The sequence below is a fragment of the Pseudomonas sp. B21-019 genome (assembly GCF_024749225.1).
GTDB lineage: Bacteria > Pseudomonadota > Gammaproteobacteria > Pseudomonadales > Pseudomonadaceae > Aquipseudomonas.
The window spans coordinates 2,832,930-2,849,337 of the sequence record NZ_CP087193.1; the positions used below are offsets into that span (position 1 = coordinate 2,832,930).

The 16,408-nt window shown below is 60.9% G+C and carries 13 protein-coding genes; 6 read left to right on the forward strand and 7 right to left on the reverse strand.

Features of this window, described 5'->3' with window-relative positions; all coding sequences use genetic code 11:
- Positions 1-8: 8 nt before the first annotated feature.
- From LOY36_RS12705 to LOY36_RS12725, 5 genes are read right to left on the reverse strand one after another with little or no spacing between them, the layout of a single operon-like run.
- Positions 9-1,499, reverse strand: a complete 1,491-nt coding sequence (locus LOY36_RS12705; RefSeq protein WP_258673866.1) for a glycoside hydrolase family 32 protein — start codon at positions 1,497-1,499, stop codon at positions 9-11.
- Positions 1,496-2,629, reverse strand: coding sequence for an ABC transporter ATP-binding protein (locus LOY36_RS12710; RefSeq protein WP_258673867.1), 1,134 nt, complete (start codon positions 2,627-2,629; stop codon positions 1,496-1,498). The genes LOY36_RS12705 and LOY36_RS12710 overlap by 4 nt, the downstream gene beginning before the upstream one ends.
- Before the next feature lie 27 nt (positions 2,630-2,656).
- The gene (locus LOY36_RS12715) at positions 2,657-3,499 is read right to left on the reverse strand and encodes a carbohydrate ABC transporter permease (RefSeq protein ID WP_018928908.1); all 843 of its coding nucleotides are present in this window, start codon (positions 3,497-3,499) and stop codon (positions 2,657-2,659) included.
- Positions 3,496-4,458 (reverse strand): carbohydrate ABC transporter permease, encoded by a 963-nt coding sequence (locus tag LOY36_RS12720; protein WP_086945640.1) that lies wholly within the window; start codon positions 4,456-4,458, stop codon positions 3,496-3,498. Before LOY36_RS12720 ends, LOY36_RS12715 begins: the two co-directional genes overlap by 4 nt.
- Before the next feature lie 21 nt (positions 4,459-4,479).
- Positions 4,480-5,754 (reverse strand): ABC transporter substrate-binding protein, encoded by a 1,275-nt coding sequence (locus tag LOY36_RS12725; RefSeq protein WP_258673868.1) that lies wholly within the window; start codon positions 5,752-5,754, stop codon positions 4,480-4,482.
- Between the two features lie 167 nt (positions 5,755-5,921).
- On the opposite strand from LOY36_RS12725, the gene LOY36_RS12730 reads away from it, so the two are divergent.
- Entirely contained in the window at positions 5,922-7,487 is a 1,566-nt protein-coding gene (locus LOY36_RS12730; RefSeq protein WP_258673869.1) for a carbohydrate porin, read from the forward strand.
- A 120-nt stretch (positions 7,488-7,607) separates the two neighbouring features.
- Here the strand turns inward: LOY36_RS12730 and LOY36_RS12735 are convergent, their stop codons facing one another.
- Positions 7,608-9,494 carry a sigma-54-dependent Fis family transcriptional regulator gene (locus LOY36_RS12735; protein WP_258673870.1) on the reverse strand — a complete coding sequence of 629 codons (1,887 nt, stop codon included), beginning with the start codon at positions 9,492-9,494 and terminating at the stop codon, positions 7,608-7,610.
- A 346-nt stretch (positions 9,495-9,840) separates the two neighbouring features.
- Between LOY36_RS12735 and LOY36_RS12740 the strand changes: the two genes are divergently transcribed.
- From LOY36_RS12740 to LOY36_RS12760, 5 genes are all read left to right on the forward strand, one after another.
- Positions 9,841-10,899 carry an ATP-NAD kinase family protein gene (locus LOY36_RS12740; protein ID WP_064617507.1) on the forward strand — a complete coding sequence of 353 codons (1,059 nt, stop codon included), beginning with the start codon at positions 9,841-9,843 and terminating at the stop codon, positions 10,897-10,899.
- A gap of 33 nt (positions 10,900-10,932) precedes the next feature.
- Entirely contained in the window at positions 10,933-11,910 is a 978-nt protein-coding gene (locus LOY36_RS12745) for a thiamine pyrophosphate-dependent dehydrogenase E1 component subunit alpha (RefSeq protein WP_018928914.1), read from the forward strand.
- A 33-nt stretch (positions 11,911-11,943) separates the two neighbouring features.
- Complete coding sequence (locus LOY36_RS12750; protein ID WP_018928915.1) at positions 11,944-12,963, forward strand: alpha-ketoacid dehydrogenase subunit beta; 1,020 nt, start codon at positions 11,944-11,946, stop codon at positions 12,961-12,963.
- Positions 12,960-14,072, forward strand: a complete 1,113-nt coding sequence (locus LOY36_RS12755; RefSeq protein ID WP_018928916.1) for an acetoin dehydrogenase dihydrolipoyllysine-residue acetyltransferase subunit — start codon at positions 12,960-12,962, stop codon at positions 14,070-14,072. The genes LOY36_RS12750 and LOY36_RS12755 overlap by 4 nt, the downstream gene beginning before the upstream one ends.
- Before the next feature lie 94 nt (positions 14,073-14,166).
- Entirely contained in the window at positions 14,167-15,252 is a 1,086-nt protein-coding gene (locus tag LOY36_RS12760) for a 2,3-butanediol dehydrogenase (RefSeq protein ID WP_225602761.1), read from the forward strand.
- Between the two features lie 71 nt (positions 15,253-15,323).
- Here the strand turns inward: LOY36_RS12760 and LOY36_RS12765 are convergent, their stop codons facing one another.
- Positions 15,324-16,379 (reverse strand): hypothetical protein, encoded by a 1,056-nt coding sequence (locus LOY36_RS12765; protein WP_258673871.1) that lies wholly within the window; start codon positions 16,377-16,379, stop codon positions 15,324-15,326.
- Positions 16,380-16,408: the final 29 nt, after the last annotated feature.

Genomic DNA, 16,408 nt, shown 5'->3' on the forward strand with positions numbered 1-16,408 from the left:
GACAACGCTCATACCCAACCTGAAGCGAGAGGCCACGCCCTGGGAATCGAAGCACGCCCGCCACTGCCGTGGTTAAACAACTTCACCCCCAGACTGTCGGACCGCGGATAGAGGCGGCTGCTGAGGCTGAAGCGACCGTTTTCGTCGAACACCTCGATGGACGAGCGATCGAGAAACACGCGCAGCTCCAGTCGCTCTTGTGTCGGGTCTATCGACACGCTGCGCTGGCCGCTGACTTGCGCACCCGAGCGGCTGCGGTCCAGCACCAGGCGCTGTAATGCCGCATCGTAATAGAGCAGGGTTTCTTCACGGCCATCGTCGCTGCAACGCAAGGCGATGCCCAGGTGGCCGTCGGTGCAGTCGCGCAAATCCAGATGCACATGGATTTCCAGCAGGTCGCCATTCACTTCCGGCACCCAACAGGTTCCCGACTCATCCCGCCAAGGCGTACTCGGCAATGGCGCCTCGCGCAGCGCGGTGAGCTCCCGTGCCGGATACACGCAAAGGCGATCGTCATGCAGTTCAAGTTCGCGCGGCAAACCGAGCATGCCGCACCAGTGATGGGCCTGGCTGGGCATCGGGCTTTCCCACATGTCGAGCCACGCCCATACCAGGCGCCGACCATCGGCGGCCACCAGCGTTTGCGCGGCATAGAAATCGTGGCCGTTATCCAGCTCGATAAAAGGCCCGCCGGTGAAGTGCCATTGGCTGTCGAGTTGGCCGACGCGATAACCGGTCTGGTATTTGTTGAGCCGTTCGTAACCGTGGGGTTGCATGCCCTGAGGGGAGTACAGCAGCACGTCGCGTCCGTTCAGGCGGAACAGATCCGGGCACTCCCACATATAGCCATCGCCCTCGCTGCCGCTGGCTACATAATCGAGGAACTCCCAGGTGTGCAGATCGGTGGAACGATACAGCGGCAGCAGCGGTTGATCGCCCAGACGTGCGCCGGCAATCAGGTACCAATAGTTGTCCGCTTGCCAGACCTTGGGGTCACGAAAATGCATGATCGAGTCTTGCGGCGCGGTCTCGATGACAGCGCCATGCTTGACGAAGCGAATGCCGTCGATACTGGTGGCCAGGCACTGGACTTGACGGATCGAGCTTTCATCACCCACATCCTTCAGCCAGGTATGCCCGGTGTAGACCAGTGCCAGGGTGTCTCCACACACTACCGCGCTACCGGAAAAACAACCGTCGCGGTCGAAGTCATCGCCGGGCGCCAGGGCAATGGGCAGATGCTGCCAATGGACCAGGTCGGCACTCTTGGCATGCCCCCAATACATCGGGCCCCACTTCGCGTCAAAGGGGTGGTGTTGATAGAAAACGTGATACTCGCCACGGAAGTACACCACCCCGTTAGGGTCGTTCATCCAGCCTGTCGGGGGGGCAAGGTGATAACCGGGGCGGTAATCGTGGATGACCCGAGACAGGCCGTCACTCAGCGCTCGCTGCGCAGCAGATATTGAATCGTTCATGGTATTCAAAGACAAAGTCATAGGGCGCCTGCTCGTGCCGGGCGCAGAGGGACGGTTTCAATGGCATGTGGATGACGCTTCAAGGCCGTGCCGTCGGCGTCGAACAGGTGCAGGTTGTCGATGTCCAGCAGCAGCTCGACCCGGTCGCCCGCCTGCCATCCGGCGTGGACCTCACAACGACAGATCAGCGGCTCGTCCTGACCTGTCTCGAGGTGCACATAAGTTTCACTGCCCAGGTATTCGACCGCGGTCACCACGATGCCGGCGGCTCCTTCCGCTGACTTGAGCGACACGTGTTCCGGGCGAATGCCCAGGCTCAGCAGCGTGCCCGCCGCCAGGTTCGAACTGTCGAAGGGCAGGGACGTCATCCCCAACACGGGGCTGTCGACCAGGCTGGTTTCGCCCGGCGCCTGCAAGCGTGCCGGCAGAAAGTTCATTCTGGGTGAGCCGAGAAAGCCGGCGACAAAGCGACTGGCCGGGCGCTCATAGAGTTCGCGTGGTGAGCCGACCTGTTCGACACGACCGCCATTGAGCACGACAATTTTGTCGGCCAGGGTCATCGCTTCAACCTGATCGTGGGTGACGTAGATCATGGTCGAGCCCAGCCGGGCATGCAGCCTGGCGATTTCGTTGCGCATCTGCACCCGCAAGGACGCATCCAGGTTGGAGAGCGGCTCATCGAACAACAGAATGTCCGGTTCCCGCGCCATGGCTCTGCCCATGGCGACACGCTGACGCTGCCCGCCAGACAATTCCTTTGGCTTGCGTTGCAGCAGCTTGTCCAATTGCAGGATTTGCGCGGTTTTCAGCACGCGTTCGCGCAGGCTGGTCTTTTCAGTCTTGGCCAGCTTCAGACCAAAACTGATGTTGTCGTAGACGCTCATGTGCGGGTACAGCGCATAAGACTGAAACACCATGCCGACGCCACGCTCGCGCGGCTCCAGGTCGTTGACCCGACGCCCGTCGATCAGCAGGTCGCCGGCGCAGATCGAATCCAGTCCGGCGATCAGGCGCAGCAGGGTCGATTTTCCGCAGCCCGAAGGGCCGACGAATACCACGAACTCACCCGCAGCGATCTCCAGGTTGACGTCGCGCAGAATCCGCGCGCCGCCCAATTGTTTGTTCACGTTATCCAGTTTCAACTTGATCACGATGCTGTTCCTTGTAGTTGTCGGGCATCAACCCTTTAACGCGCCGGTAGTGAGGCCGGAAACGATTCGGCGCTGGAAGATCAGCACCAAAATCACCAGAGGGACGGTGACCAGCACCGATGCCGCCATCAACAAACCCCAAGGCAACTCATGGGGGCTGCCGCCGGAAATCAGGGCGATGGCCACCGGCACCGTGCGTTGGGTGTCGGTGAGGGTGAAGGTCAGGGCAAACAGGAACTCGTTCCACGCCGCGATGAAAGCCAGCAAACCCGTGGTGACCAGTGCGGGCCAGAGCAGCGGCAACAGCACCCGGGTCAGCGTGACCCAGGGCGAGGCGCCATCCATGATTGCCGCTTCTTCCAGCTCATGGGGCAGTTGCCCCATGAACGTGGTCAGCACCCAGACGGTGAAGGGCAGGGTGAAAATCGTGTAGCTGAGAATCAACGCCCAGGACGTGTTGTACAGGCCCAAGGCACGGATCACCTCGAACAGCCCCGACAGCACCGCGACCTGGGGAAACATCGACACCCCAAGGACCATCATCAACACCGTGCCACGCCCACGGAATTTCACCCGGCCCAAGGCATAAGCGGCGGTCAGGCTGAGGAACAGCGCGAGTGTCACCACGCTAAGCGCAACCACCAGTGAATTACCGATAGCCCGCAGGAATGAGGCTTGGTTGAGCACCGCCGCGTAATTGGAGAAGTCGGGTTTTTTGATCCAGTAACTCACCTCGAACAAGGCGCTGGACGGCTTCAGCGACGTGACGATGGCGTAGTAGAAAGGGAACACCGCATACAGCAGCAACACCCCGATCAGGCACCAGAAACCGAAGCGCAACAGTGCTTTTTTCAGTAGGCGAGGGCTCATGACCGGACCTCCAGTTGGCGGCGTCCGAGGTAGAGATAAAGCATGGCGATCACTGCAACCACCAGAAACAGCAGGGTCGAGGCGGCGCTGCCGTAACCGACGTCCTGGAACTCCACCAGGTGTTGGCGGGCATAGACCGACATGCTCATGGTGCTCGACGAGTTCGAGGTCAGCACATAGATCACGTCGAACACCCGCAGGGAGTCGAGGATGCGGAAGATCGCCGCCACCAGCAGTGCAGGCATCAACAGTGGCAGCGTGACCCGCCAGAACACCTTCAGCGGATGAATGCCATCGACCCTGGCGGCTTCGTAGCAATCACTCGGCAACATCTGCAAGGCGGCGAGCATCAGCAGGGTGACAAACGGCACGGTCTTCCAGACGTCGACGATGATCACCGCCCACATCGACAGATCGGCATCTGCGGTCCAGGCCAGAGGCGCGGTAATCAGGCCGAGGCTGAGCATCAGGTGATTGATGATGCCGAACTGGTCATTGAGCATCCACGACCAGATCTTCGCCGAGACAATGGTCGGAATCGCCCACGGAATCAGAATCAACGCTCGCACCAGGGAACGGCCGGCGAACTGGATGTTCAGCAGCAACGCCACCAGCAGCCCCAGCACGACTTCCAGCCCCACCGACACCACGGTGAAATGCAAGGTGTTGCGCACTGCATTCCACCATTGTGGATCGACCAGGATGCCCGACCAGCTGGAACCGTTGTGGAACAGATAATTGCTCAGGCCAACGAAGGTGCCGCCAGCGGTGTCCGCCAGGTTGGCGTCGGTCAGGCTGAACCAGAATGTCCGCAGCAACGGCCAGGCCGCCACCAGGGCCAGACACAGCAACATCGGCGTCAGAAATAGCCAGGCAGCGCGCACTCGGCGACGCTGTACCGGCGTTTCCCTGGTGAGCAGGAGCTCGTCACAGGGAGCATGGGCAGTAGAGACAGACATGGTGATTTTCTTCCTTGTGGCTTACCAGTTCCGGTGTTTGATGCGCGTGAGTTCGCCTTCCAGTTCGGTCAGCGCCTGATCGACCGGCAACTCGCCGGCCAGCACGCCATGCACTTGATCGAAGAACGCATTGGTGACCCGTGGATAACGAGCAGCGGTGATTGACGCGGGGCGCATGACGCCATCGTTGAGAATGCTGTGCAGCTGACTGTAATAAGGCATGGCCGCGAGCAGCTCGGGATCCTGGTAAAGCGACTCGATCACCGGGTTATAGGCGCCAATCAGCGCACGATGTTTTTGCTGTTGGGCACTGCTCAGGTAGCTCACCAGTTCGGCGGCAAGCTTCGGGTTGGCGCTGTAGCGCGAGACCGCCAAACCCCACCCGCCGAGGGTGGAGGCATGGGTGCCGCTGTTGCCGCCGCGGGGCAGGGGAGCGACCCCGACCTTGTCTTTTACCGCACTGTCCTGGCTTTGCACCAACGCCCAGACATAAGGCCAGTTACGCATGAACAACGCATTGCCCGACTGGAATACGCCGCGTCCTTCTTCCTCGGTGTAATTGAGCACGCCACGCGGGGAGATGTCGCCTACCCAGCTTTTGGCCAGGGTCAACGCCGCTCTTGAGGCCTGGCTGTTGACCACGATGTCGCCTCGTGGATTGACCAGCCCGCCGTCCGGTTGGCTGCTGATCCATTCCAGCGCATTACACGTCAGGCCTTCGTAGGCACGCCCTTGAAAGATGTACCCCCAGGCGTTGGCGTTGCCGGCATTGCGCTCGGCCTGTTGTACATCCTTGGCGGTAGCGGTCATTTCCTCCCAGGTCTGGGGGACTTGCTTGTTGTATTTCTCGAGCAAGTCCTTGCGGTAATACAGCAGGCCCGAGTCGGTGAACCACGGCATCGTCACCAGCCGTCCATTCACCGTGGCGTTGTCCACCTGTGCCTGGAAGTAGCCTTGGGTTGCGTCGGCGGGCAGCACCTCGCGCAGATCCAGCAGATGTTTGGCCAGCATCCCCGGCCACACCATGTCGATCTGAATGATGTCGATGTCGCTGGACTGCGCACTGAGGATCTGTTGATAGAACGACAACCGCTCGGTTGCCGAGTTAGGCGTGGACACCACCTCGACGTGATTGCCGGTCTGTTGAGACCACGCCTCGACGGCCTCTTTGCACAGTTGTAATTCCGCGCCCACCGCACCGCAGGAAATCGTCAGATTGGCTGCGCTGGAGAGGGATGGAAGCCCGGCGCAAAGGGCAAGCAGTGCTGCTGGAAAGAGTGATTTGAGCTGTTTCATAAAGCCCTCTTTATTTTTGTTTTTAGAAAAGTTAACGTTAACATCGCCAAATGTAGCAGCGTATTTGCGATGAGGCATCCTTTTTTTCGTAGATTTTGACAATTAACAATTCACGAAAATAAGGCCGGTCGCAGGACAAAAAATAAAAACAAAACAGGAAATCCCCCATGCAGAAAGCATCAAGCTGGCTACTCGCAGGCGTACTCGGCACCTCGGCGGCCACTGCTCAGGCCGCGACTCTGGAAGAACGCATGGCCGCGTTTGAAGCCCGCGCCAGCGCTGCGGAAAAACGTGCAGCCGCCGCCGAACAGCAAACCCAGGCACTCGCCAGGGAACTGCAGCAGCTCAAACAGTCCACTCCCGCCTTGCAGCCTGTTGCGTCCACTGCGACCGCCACTGTGGCGCCCAGTTTGGATACGCGGTTGGCAAAACTCGAAGCCCGTCAGCAAAGCCTGGAGAAGGAGGGCGGTACCGGGCACCTCACCGACGGGTTCAGCTTCAAGGGCTACGCCCGCTCCGGATTGCTGATCAACGATGGCCTGGGGGGCGGGCGGGGCGGTCCTTATACGACGCCTGCCGGTTCAGTCGGTGGTGCAGTCGGGCGACTCGGTAACGAAGACGACACTTACATGCGTATAGACCTGTCGAAAGAAGCCTATGCGCAGAACGGCACCCATTCCAAATTCACGGTTTCCATCGCCGATGGAGTGGAAAGCTCCAATGACTGGACGGCCGCCGAAAGTAACCTGAATGTGCGCCAGGTATTTACGGAACTCGATCATCTCGCCGCATTCAAGGGCAATTCGACGTTCGAGAACGCCACCCTGTGGGCAGGCAAGCGATTCGACAGGGACAACTTCGATATCCATTGGCTGGACTCGGACGTCGTCTTTCTGGCCGGCACCGGGGGTGGTATCTACGACGTGCAGATGAACAAGAACTGGCGCTCGAATTACTCGTTGATCGGGCGTAACTACGGGGATTTCAGTGAGGGCGGTGTCAATGCCGATGTGGAAAGCTACATCCTCACCTCCAACCAGTTCTTCGATAATGGTCAGTGGCAGTGGATGTTCAATGGCATTGGCTCAAAGAAAAACGACTTTAGCACTCGCACCAATGAAGCGGGCCTGAAGCCTGCGGACTCCGGCTTGCACAGCATGATCGCGAATCATCAGAAAAACTTTTTCGGCAGGGAAGGCTTCTTCAAGACGGCGCTGCTCTACGGGCAAGGGCTGGGGGCCGAGGTCAAGAACATTGGCTCGGACGGCGAACTGATCGACGACGCCCGTGCGCTGCGCCTTGCGCTGTACGGCGAGACACCGATTGCACCCCACTGGCGCATCGGTCCAAGTCTGCTGGCCGAACAAAGCAAGGATCGCTACGTCAAGGGTGACGACTACCGCTGGATGACCCTGAACATGCGGTTGGCCAATGAAATCAACAGCAATTTCGAGATGGCCTACGAAATGAGCTGGCAAACCATGAACCTCGACCCCAAGGGTTACCTGCAACGTAATGCGGTGGACGGCAACTTCTGGAAATTCACCATCGCCCCGACCTTCAAACCCGACGTTGGAGACCTGCTCACACGCCCCGAGTTGCGAGTGTTCGCCAGCTTCATGAACTGGTCTTCGGACCTGGACCGATACAGCTCCACAGACAACTTTGGCAAGACCGACTTCAACGCCGGCGGTGTGTGGCAATACGGGATACAGATGGAGACCTGGTTTTAATAGCCGGGGCTTGCTCCCACATTTATTCGATGCCGTTCACCAATACTGTGATCGATGCAAGTCCATTGTGCTGTCCGGTGGCCAACGCTCATTAAGCGGGGCCGCCGGATGAACTTGTGGTCAGCCCCTGCCAGGCATGTCGATGCCATGTTGATGCACCCGTCGATACAGCGTTGCCCGGGAGATGCCCAAAGCCTTGGCCGCGGGGGTGGGTTTCCAGCGATGACGCACGAGGGCATCGATGAGTGCCTCGCGTTCAGGACTGACGCAGCGTTCCAGGGTGTCAGCTGAAGCCGAATCATTGAGTCGACGGCCGGGCAGATGCTCAGGCAAGTCACTCAACAGAATCAATTGGGACTCGCACACGGCGCAGGCGTAACGCAGCACGTGCCGCAGTTCGCGCACATTTCCCGGCCAGCGATAGCCGAGCAGGCATTCCAGTGCGGCGCTTCCCAGTTGCATCGCCATTGCGCAGGCCGATGATTCTTCTTCGAGTATCCGGTTGATCAATGCCAGTCGATCACTGCGTTCGCGCAACGGCGGCAATTGGAATCGCGCACCACTGAGGCGGAAGTACAGGTCCTCGCGAAACTCGCCGCTGGCCACCAGGGCTTCCAGATCGCGGTGGCTGGCGCAGACCACCTGAATGTCTATCGCCTTGCTTCTTGACGCTCCCAGGGGCGCCACTTCGCCCTCGGCTAAAACCCGCAGTAGCCGGGTTTGCAGGGTCAGGGGCATATCGCCGATTTCATCGAGAAACAGGGTGCCGCCATCGGCCTGCTCCAGCAGGCCTTGCATGCCTTTATTCGAAGCACCAGTGAAGGCGCCGGCTGCATAACCAAACAGCTCGCTTTCGATCAGGTTTTCGGGAATCGCTGCGCAGTTCACCGCAATAAAAGGTCGATCACGGCGCAGACTGGCCTGGTGCAGCTGGCGGGCGAAGACTTCCTTGCCGGAGCCGGTTTCGCCGTGGATCAGCACCGGCAGATTACGGTCTTTGACCCGAACCGCAAGGCGCAAACTTTCTTCCAGTCGCGGGTCGAGTTCGGCGGGTGACAGTACCCGCCGAGCCGGGCTGCGTTTCACTTGCCGTGGCGCGCTGAGTCGCCCATGTAAGACATGGCGGCCACCCCGGCAGTGAAACAGGCAGAGTGATTCGTCTTTGGCGCGATGCAATAACTGCTGATCGAACACTTGGCCGATGTGGTCCGGCAGTTGGCCACAACTTTGCGACAGCCACTGCCGCGCCGCGGGGTTGAGTGCCTGCAGTTGTCCGTCGTCGTCCCAGGCGAGCAGGTAATCGGGCTGGCTGTCGACGTAGCCTGGGCTGTTGTGGGCCCGCAGCACCCAGTAACCCTGGGCACTGTTCATGAAAAACGCTTGTTCTATTTCCCGTGCGCTCTGCACCACCATCTGCCGGATCAGATGCTGCGAACGACGGTCGTCCGGCGAACGCACCGCAGACACATCGAGCACCCCGAGCAGTTCCCCCCGAGGGTCGAAGACCGGAGCGGCGGAGCAGGTGAGTCCGATAAAAGCCGCGCGGAAGTGATCCCGCTTGTGCACCGTAACCGGTGTTCGTGCAGTCAGCACCGCGGCCACCCCGCAGGTGCCTTCCTCACCTTCTGACCAGCAGGTGCCCAGGTACAGGCCTGCTTTGCGGCAATCATTACGGATGGAGGTTTCCACGCGATAGTCGATGGTCTGGCCCTGGGCATCGGTGAGCAACACGCAGTAGTCGGCATCGCGCACACGACCATGGAGTCGGGCGACTTCTTCGCTGGCGATGCGCAGGAACAGTTCGGAGCGTTCTCGACACTCTTGCAGCACGTTCTGGGACAGGATCCGCGGCCCTTGTAATGAGCCAGGGTCCAAGTGGTGTTGCTCCATGGAACGGCGCCAGGAATCCAGGATCAAGTCCGGCACGGGCAGTTGCGGCAGGTGCGCTGCGTTCTTCAAAACACGGCTGACGCAATCCACATGCGCCTTCGAGTGTGCGGAAAGCATTAGGGCCTCCGATTCGATCTTCTTTTAGTTGTGCGGGCTATTAAGCGCCGTTCACGGACGGTCGACAAGCATCGGTTCACCCCACTGCGAAGCTGAGACGCGACGTCTCAAGGTCTGACCTCTAACCCGTGCAGGCTGACATGGGACGTCTCAATCGAGCGGGATCCCATCACTTGGAAATGTAGTCAAAACCGCTCTGGAACGGGCTTTTCGGCGATCTTTTGCGATTCTGGCACCGGCCTTGCTCTAACCCCGGCAACCAGCACGACTGGCAACCCGATAATAACAAGAGGTGCCCTATGTCCTCCTGCCGAGGCTTTTACTTTGCCGTACCCGTGGTGGCGACATGAGTCGCTTGCCCCTGACCGTCGGCATCATTGCCAATCCGGCGTCCGGCCGGGACGTAAGGCGCCTGACGGCGAATGCCGGGCTGTTTTCCAGCACCGACAAGGTCTCGGTGATCCAACGGCTGCTGGCGGCTTTTGGCGCCACCGGTGTCGAGCGCGTGCTGATGCCCACCGACATGACCGGCATCGCGGCGGCGGTGAAGAAGAACAGTCATGGCCGCCAGGCGCGTGACAGCCACTGGCCAACTCTGGAGTTCCTGGAACTGACCTTGCGCCAGAGCGTGGCGGACACTCGCCAGGCCGCGCGCTGGATGGCTGAACGCGGCGTGTCGCTGATTGCCGTGCTCGGCGGTGACGGCACCCACAAAGCGGTGGCTGCCGAAGTCGGCGACATTCCGCTGCTGACCCTGTCGACGGGGACCAACAATGCCTTCCCGGAACTGCGTGAGGCCACCAGCGCCGGGCTGGCCGGCGGGCTATTCGCCAGCGGCCGGATCCCACCCGAAATTGCCTTGCGTCGCAATAAACGCCTGCTGGTGCGGATTCCGAGCCGCGACCTGTGCGAAGTGGCGCTGGTAGACGTGGCAGTGTCCCCGCTGCCCTTCATCGGCGCCCGTGCAATCAGCCGTGGGATCGATCTGGCGGAGGTGTTCGTCACCTTCGCGGAACCTCAGTCCATTGGCATATCGGCCCTCTGCGGCTTGTGGTTTCCGGTCTCGCGCCAAGCCCCCAACGGTGCCTGGATGCGCCTTGATCCGCAATCGTCCGAAGCCTTGCTGGTGCCCCTGGCGCCCGGCCTGTTGCAAGGCTGCGGCGTACTCGCGGCCGCCAGCCTTGAACCCGGTGTTGCCCATCGCCTGTGCCTGAGCAGCGGCACCCTGGCCCTGGATGGCGAACGGGAAATCGAATTCAACGCCGATGACTTGCCCACCGTCACCCTCGATGCCGGCGGTCCGTTGAGCATCGATGTCAATGCGGCGCTGGTCTATGCCGCGCAAGAGCGGCTGCTGGCCATCGGTCGTGAACACCCGCAACACCCTTTGAACCTTGCACTTTGAAACTTGAGCCTCAAGACACCCTGGAGAATAAAAATGTCGACACAGCTGACTGCTGATCAATTGCTGCATGCCTATCGGGTGATGCGCACCATCCGCGTCTTTGAAGAGCGCCTGCATGTGGAGTTCGCCACCGGCGAGATTCCCGGTTTCGTCCATCTTTATGCCGGTGAAGAGGCCTCGGCCGCCGGTGTCATGGCTCACCTGAGGGATGACGACTGTATCGCCTCCAACCACCGTGGCCACGGTCATTGCATCGCCAAGGGCGTTGATGTGCACGGGATGATGGCCGAAATCTACGGTAAGAAAACCGGAGTCTGTCAGGGCAAGGGCGGCTCCATGCACATCGCCGATTTCGAGAAAGGCATGCTCGGTGCCAATGGCATCGTCGGTGCCGGTGCACCGCTGGTGGTAGGGGCGGCCCTGGCCGCCAGGCTCAAGGGGACCGACGGCGTCGCCGTGGCGTTCTTCGGCGATGGCGGTTCCAACGAAGGGGCCGTGTTCGAAGCGATGAATATGGCCTCGGTGTGGAACCTGCCGTGCCTGTTCATTGCCGAGAACAACGGTTACGCCGAGGCCACGGCGTCCAACTGGTCGGTGGCCTGCGATCACATCGCCGACCGCGCAGCCGGTTTCGGCATGCCTGGGGTCACCGTCGACGGCTTCGATTTTTTCGCCGTTCACGAAGCCGCCGGTGCCGCGGTGGCGCGCGCTCGAGCCGGTGAAGGACCGTCGTTGATCGAGGTCAAGCTGACCCGCTACTACGGTCACTTTGAAGGCGACGCCCAGACCTATCGGGCACCGGACGAGGTCAAGTATTTCCGCGAACACAACGACTGCCTGATGCAGTTTCGCGAGCGCACCACTCGGACCGGTTTGATCGATGCCAGCCAGTTGGACCAGATCGATGGCGAAGTGGACCTGTTGATCGAAAATGCCGTGCGCAAGGCCAAGTCCGACCCCAAGCCAAGCGCCGCCGACCTGCTCACCGACGTCTACGTTTCCTATCCCTGAACGCCCCCTATAACAAGAATCGAGACCTTTATCATGGCGAGAAAAATCAGTTATCAGCAGGCAATCAACGAAGCCCTGGCCCAGGAAATGCGCCGCGACCCCAGCGTGTTCATCATGGGGGAAGACGTCGCCGGCGGTGCCGGTGCTCCTGGTGAAAATGACGCCTGGGGCGGGGTATTGGGCGTGACCAAGGGCCTCTACCACCAATTTCCCGGCCGCGTGCTGGACACGCCGCTGTCGGAATTGGGTTATGTCGGCGCCGCGGTAGGCGCAGCGACCTGCGGCGTGCGCCCGGTGTGTGAGTTGATGTTCGTCGACTTCGCCGGTTGCTGCCTGGACCAGATCCTCAATCAGGCGGCCAAGTTTCGCTACATGTTCGGGGGCAAGGCTTCCACCCCGTTGGTGATTCGCACCATGGTCGGCGCGGGCCTGCGGGCCGCCGCCCAACACTCGCAAATGCTCACGTCGCTGTGGACCCACATCCCCGGCCTGAAAGTTGTCTGCCCGTCATCCCCTTATGACGCCAAGGGCCTGTTGATCCAGGCCATCCGCGACAACGATCCGGTCATCTTCTGCGAACACAAACTGCTCTACAGCATGCAGGGCGAGGTGCCGGAAGAGCTCTATACCATCCCGTTCGGCGAGGCCAACTTCCTGCGCGACGGCAAGGACGTGACTCTGGTTTCCTACGGGCGCACGGTCAATACGGCGATGGATGCAGCCCGCAGCCTGGCAGGGCGGGGGATTGACTGCGAGGTCATCGACCTGCGCACCACCAGCCCGCTGGACGAAGACAGCATTCTGGAAAGCGTGGAAAAGACCGGGCGCCTGGTGGTGATCGACGAAGCCAACCCGCGCTGTTCCATGGCCACCGACATCTCGGCCCTGGTGGCGCAAAAAGCGTTCGCCTCGCTCAAGGCGCCCATCGAGATGGTCACCGCGCCGCACACACCGGTGCCGTTCTCCGACTCTCTGGAAGACCTCTATATCCCCGACGCGGCGAAGATCGAAAACGCCGTGCTCAAGCTGATTGAGTGGAGCAAGCGTTCATGAGCCAGATCCATACCCTGACCATGCCCAAGTGGGGCTTGTCCATGACCGAAGGCCGGGTCGATGTCTGGCTCAAGGAGGAGGGCCAGGCGATCGCCAAGGGCGATGAAGTGCTCGACGTAGAAACCGACAAAATTTCCAGCAGTGTCGAAGCGCCGTTTTCCGGTGTGCTGCGCCGGCAGATCGCGCGCCAGGATGAAACCCTCGCGGTCGGTGCATTGCTAGGCATCGTGGTCGACGGCGAAGCCAGCGAGGCCGAGATCGATGCGGTGATCGAGCAGTTCCAGTCCGCGTTCGTGCCAGGTGACGGTGCCGAGGAAGACAGTGGGCCGAAGCCGCAGAAGGTCGAACTGGACGGGCGACTGATCCGTTACTTCGAGCGTGGCGAAGGCGGGGTGCCGTTGGTGCTGGTGCACGGGTTCGGCGGTGACCTGAATAACTGGATGTTCAATCATGAAGCATTGGCCGCCGGGCGCCGGGTGATAGCTCTGGATCTGCCGGGCCATGGTGAGTCGAGCAAACAGTTGGAACACGGAGATCTGGATGAGTTGAGCAGGGTGCTGCTGGCTCTGCTCGATCATCTTGATGTTCCCGTGGCGCATCTGGTGGGGCATTCCATGGGCGGGGCGGTGTCGCTGAACACGGCGCGCCTGGCTCCCCAGCGGGTGCGTTCCCTGAGCTTGATCGGCAGCGCCGGCCTGGGCGCGGAAATCAACGGCGATTACCTGCAAGGTTTTGTCGAGGCAGCCAGCCGCAATGCCCTCAAACCACAATTGGTGCAACTGTTCTCCGACCCCGAACTGGTCAATCGGCAGATGCTCGAAGACATGCTCAAGTACAAGCGTCTGGAAGGGGTGGATGCGGCCCTGCGCCTGCTGGTTGCGGGGCTGTTCAAAGAAGGGCGGCAACAACTCGATCTGCGCGGCGTGGTGCAAGAAAACCGGCAACCGGTGTTGCTGATCTGGGGCAGTGACGACGCGATCATTCCTGCGACCCACAGCGCTGGCCTGGCTGCTCAGGTCGAAATCCTGCCGGGTCAGGCGCACATGGTGCAGATGGAAGCGGCCGAGCAGGTCAATCGGCTGATTCTGGACTTTGTCCAACAACACTGATGCCTCCCTTGGCGGCCAGCCATTTGCCGGGCGCCAAGGCCAACGATTTCAAGGAGATTCCAACATGAGCCTTCCAATTGATCCGACCCGCAGCATGCGTGCCGCTGTCTGGCATGGTCGTCACGATATCCGCGTCGAAGATGTGCCGTTGCCCGTCTCGCCACCGGCGGGCTGGGTGCAGATTCGCGTGCAATGGTGCGGTATTTGCGGCTCCGACTTGCATGAATACGTGGCCGGGCCAGTGTTCATTCCGGTGGATGCGCCGCACCCGCTGACCGGCATCAAGGGGCAGTGCATTCTCGGTCATGAGTTCTGTGGCGAGATCGTCGAAATCGGCGCCGGGGTCCAGGGGTTCAGTGTGGGCGAACCGGTGGCAGCCGATGCCTGTCAGCACTGTGGCACTTGTTATTACTGCACCCATGGGCTGTACAACATTTGCGAGAACCTGGCGTTCACCGGGCTGATGAACAATGGCGCGTTCGCCGAGTTGGTCAACGTACCGGCCAACCTGCTTTACAAGTTGCCGGCCAACTTTCCCGCCGAAGCCGGGGCGTTGATCGAACCGCTGGCAGTGGGCATGCACGCGGTGAAAAAGGCCGGGAGTTTGCTGGGGAAAAATGTGGTGGTGGTTGGCGCGGGAACCATCGGCCTGTGCACCATCATGTGCGCCAAGGCGGCTGGCGCGGCCCAGGTCATTGCTCTGGAAATGTCGGGAGCGCGCAAGGCCAAGGCCCTGGAGGTGGGGGCGAGCCAGGTGCTGGACCCCAATGAGTGTGACGCGTTGGCTGAGGTGCGGCGGCTGACCGGCGGGCTGGGGGCGGATGTCAGTTTCGAATGCATCGGCAACAAACACACGGCCAAGCTCGCCATCGACCTCATCCGCAAGGCCGGCACGTGTGTATTGGTGGGCATCTTCGAGGAGCCCAGCGAGTTCAATTTCTTCGAGCTGGTCGCCACCGAAAAACAGGTGCTGGGTGCACTCGCCTATAACGGGGAGTTCGCAGACGTGATCGCCTTTATCGCCGACGGTCGGCTGGACATCACGCCGCTGATAACCGGGCGTATTCAGCTGGAACAGATTGTCGGGCAGGGCTTTGAGCAATTGGTTAACAACAAGGAGCACAACGTGAAAATCATCGTGTCACCCGCTCGAATCCGAGACGCCTCAGAAAGCGATTGACGCGAACCGAGCCTGAACATTCCTGCCAAATTCGGGGCAGGTAATGTTCAGGCAACGTGTGGCCCACCTTTTCAGAGCTGCACCCGCCGCAGCCTGCCGCTCAACGGGACGACGGTGTTGTCTGGCGTGGGCAGTGGCCGGCCGGTCAATCCCATGCCTTCGCTCACCAGTACCGCACCCTCCAGCAGACACAGGTTGGAAGGGGTATCCAGGTCGCGTGCGAGCACCACGACCTGGGCGGTTTTCAAGTTGCAGCTCAGCAGTCGCCCGGTGAAACGGGTAAAGCCGCCGTGCAGCGGTTCGCCGTTCCAGTCCGGTGGCAAGGGTTGCTGCAGGCGGTCGCAGAGCTCCAGGACCAGCACGTTGCCCTTCGGACACAGCGCCAGTCCGGTGGGCAGTTGCAGGCCGCGAATCAGGATTTCGATCTGCCCGCTGTCAGGCCAGACCCGAATCACCCGGCCGGCCTTATCGGCAAAGTCGATGCCCTTGCGCGTCGAGTCGCCCTGCAACTCTCCGGAAAACAGACTGATCAGCACTGCGTCGGTCGCCGGTTCGTACACCAGGGTCACCGGGACGGCTTCCTGGCCCTGGTCCAGTTCGGGCAACTGCACCAGCACGCGTTCGTCCTGTCCGCTGGTGAATTCCACCAACTGATTGGTATCGGGCTTGACCGCCAGCCAACTGCGGCGGGTCGGGTGGTAGCACAGCGCATTCAGATTGCCACGGCTGTGAAACACCGGTTCGGGCGGCGTGTATTGCAGGTCCAGCAGCTTGGAGCCTTCGACGTAATCGGTCTGGCTGACCAGACAGCGACCGTCGCCGCAGGCGATGTCCGACAACCCCATGATTTCATCGCGCAGCATGCGGGCCTGCATGTTCATGGCGCGAAAACCTTGCGCCAGTATCTCGCGCGGGAGGTAGGCGCCTGGGCTGGACGGATCCGGTCGCAGTCGACTGATCCGGCCGCTGAAGGTCTGCTCCGGCAGACCCGAGCCGGCTTCGGTCAGCAGCAGGCTGCCATCGGCCTGCGCACAAATGCCCCGAGGGTTCAGCAGGCCTTCGGCGATGATGGTGCTCGGGCACAGGGTTTCTCTGGGCCGCGCCGGGATATTAATGGGAATGGGCATAGGGCTCTCTCCATGAATAACGAATGGAT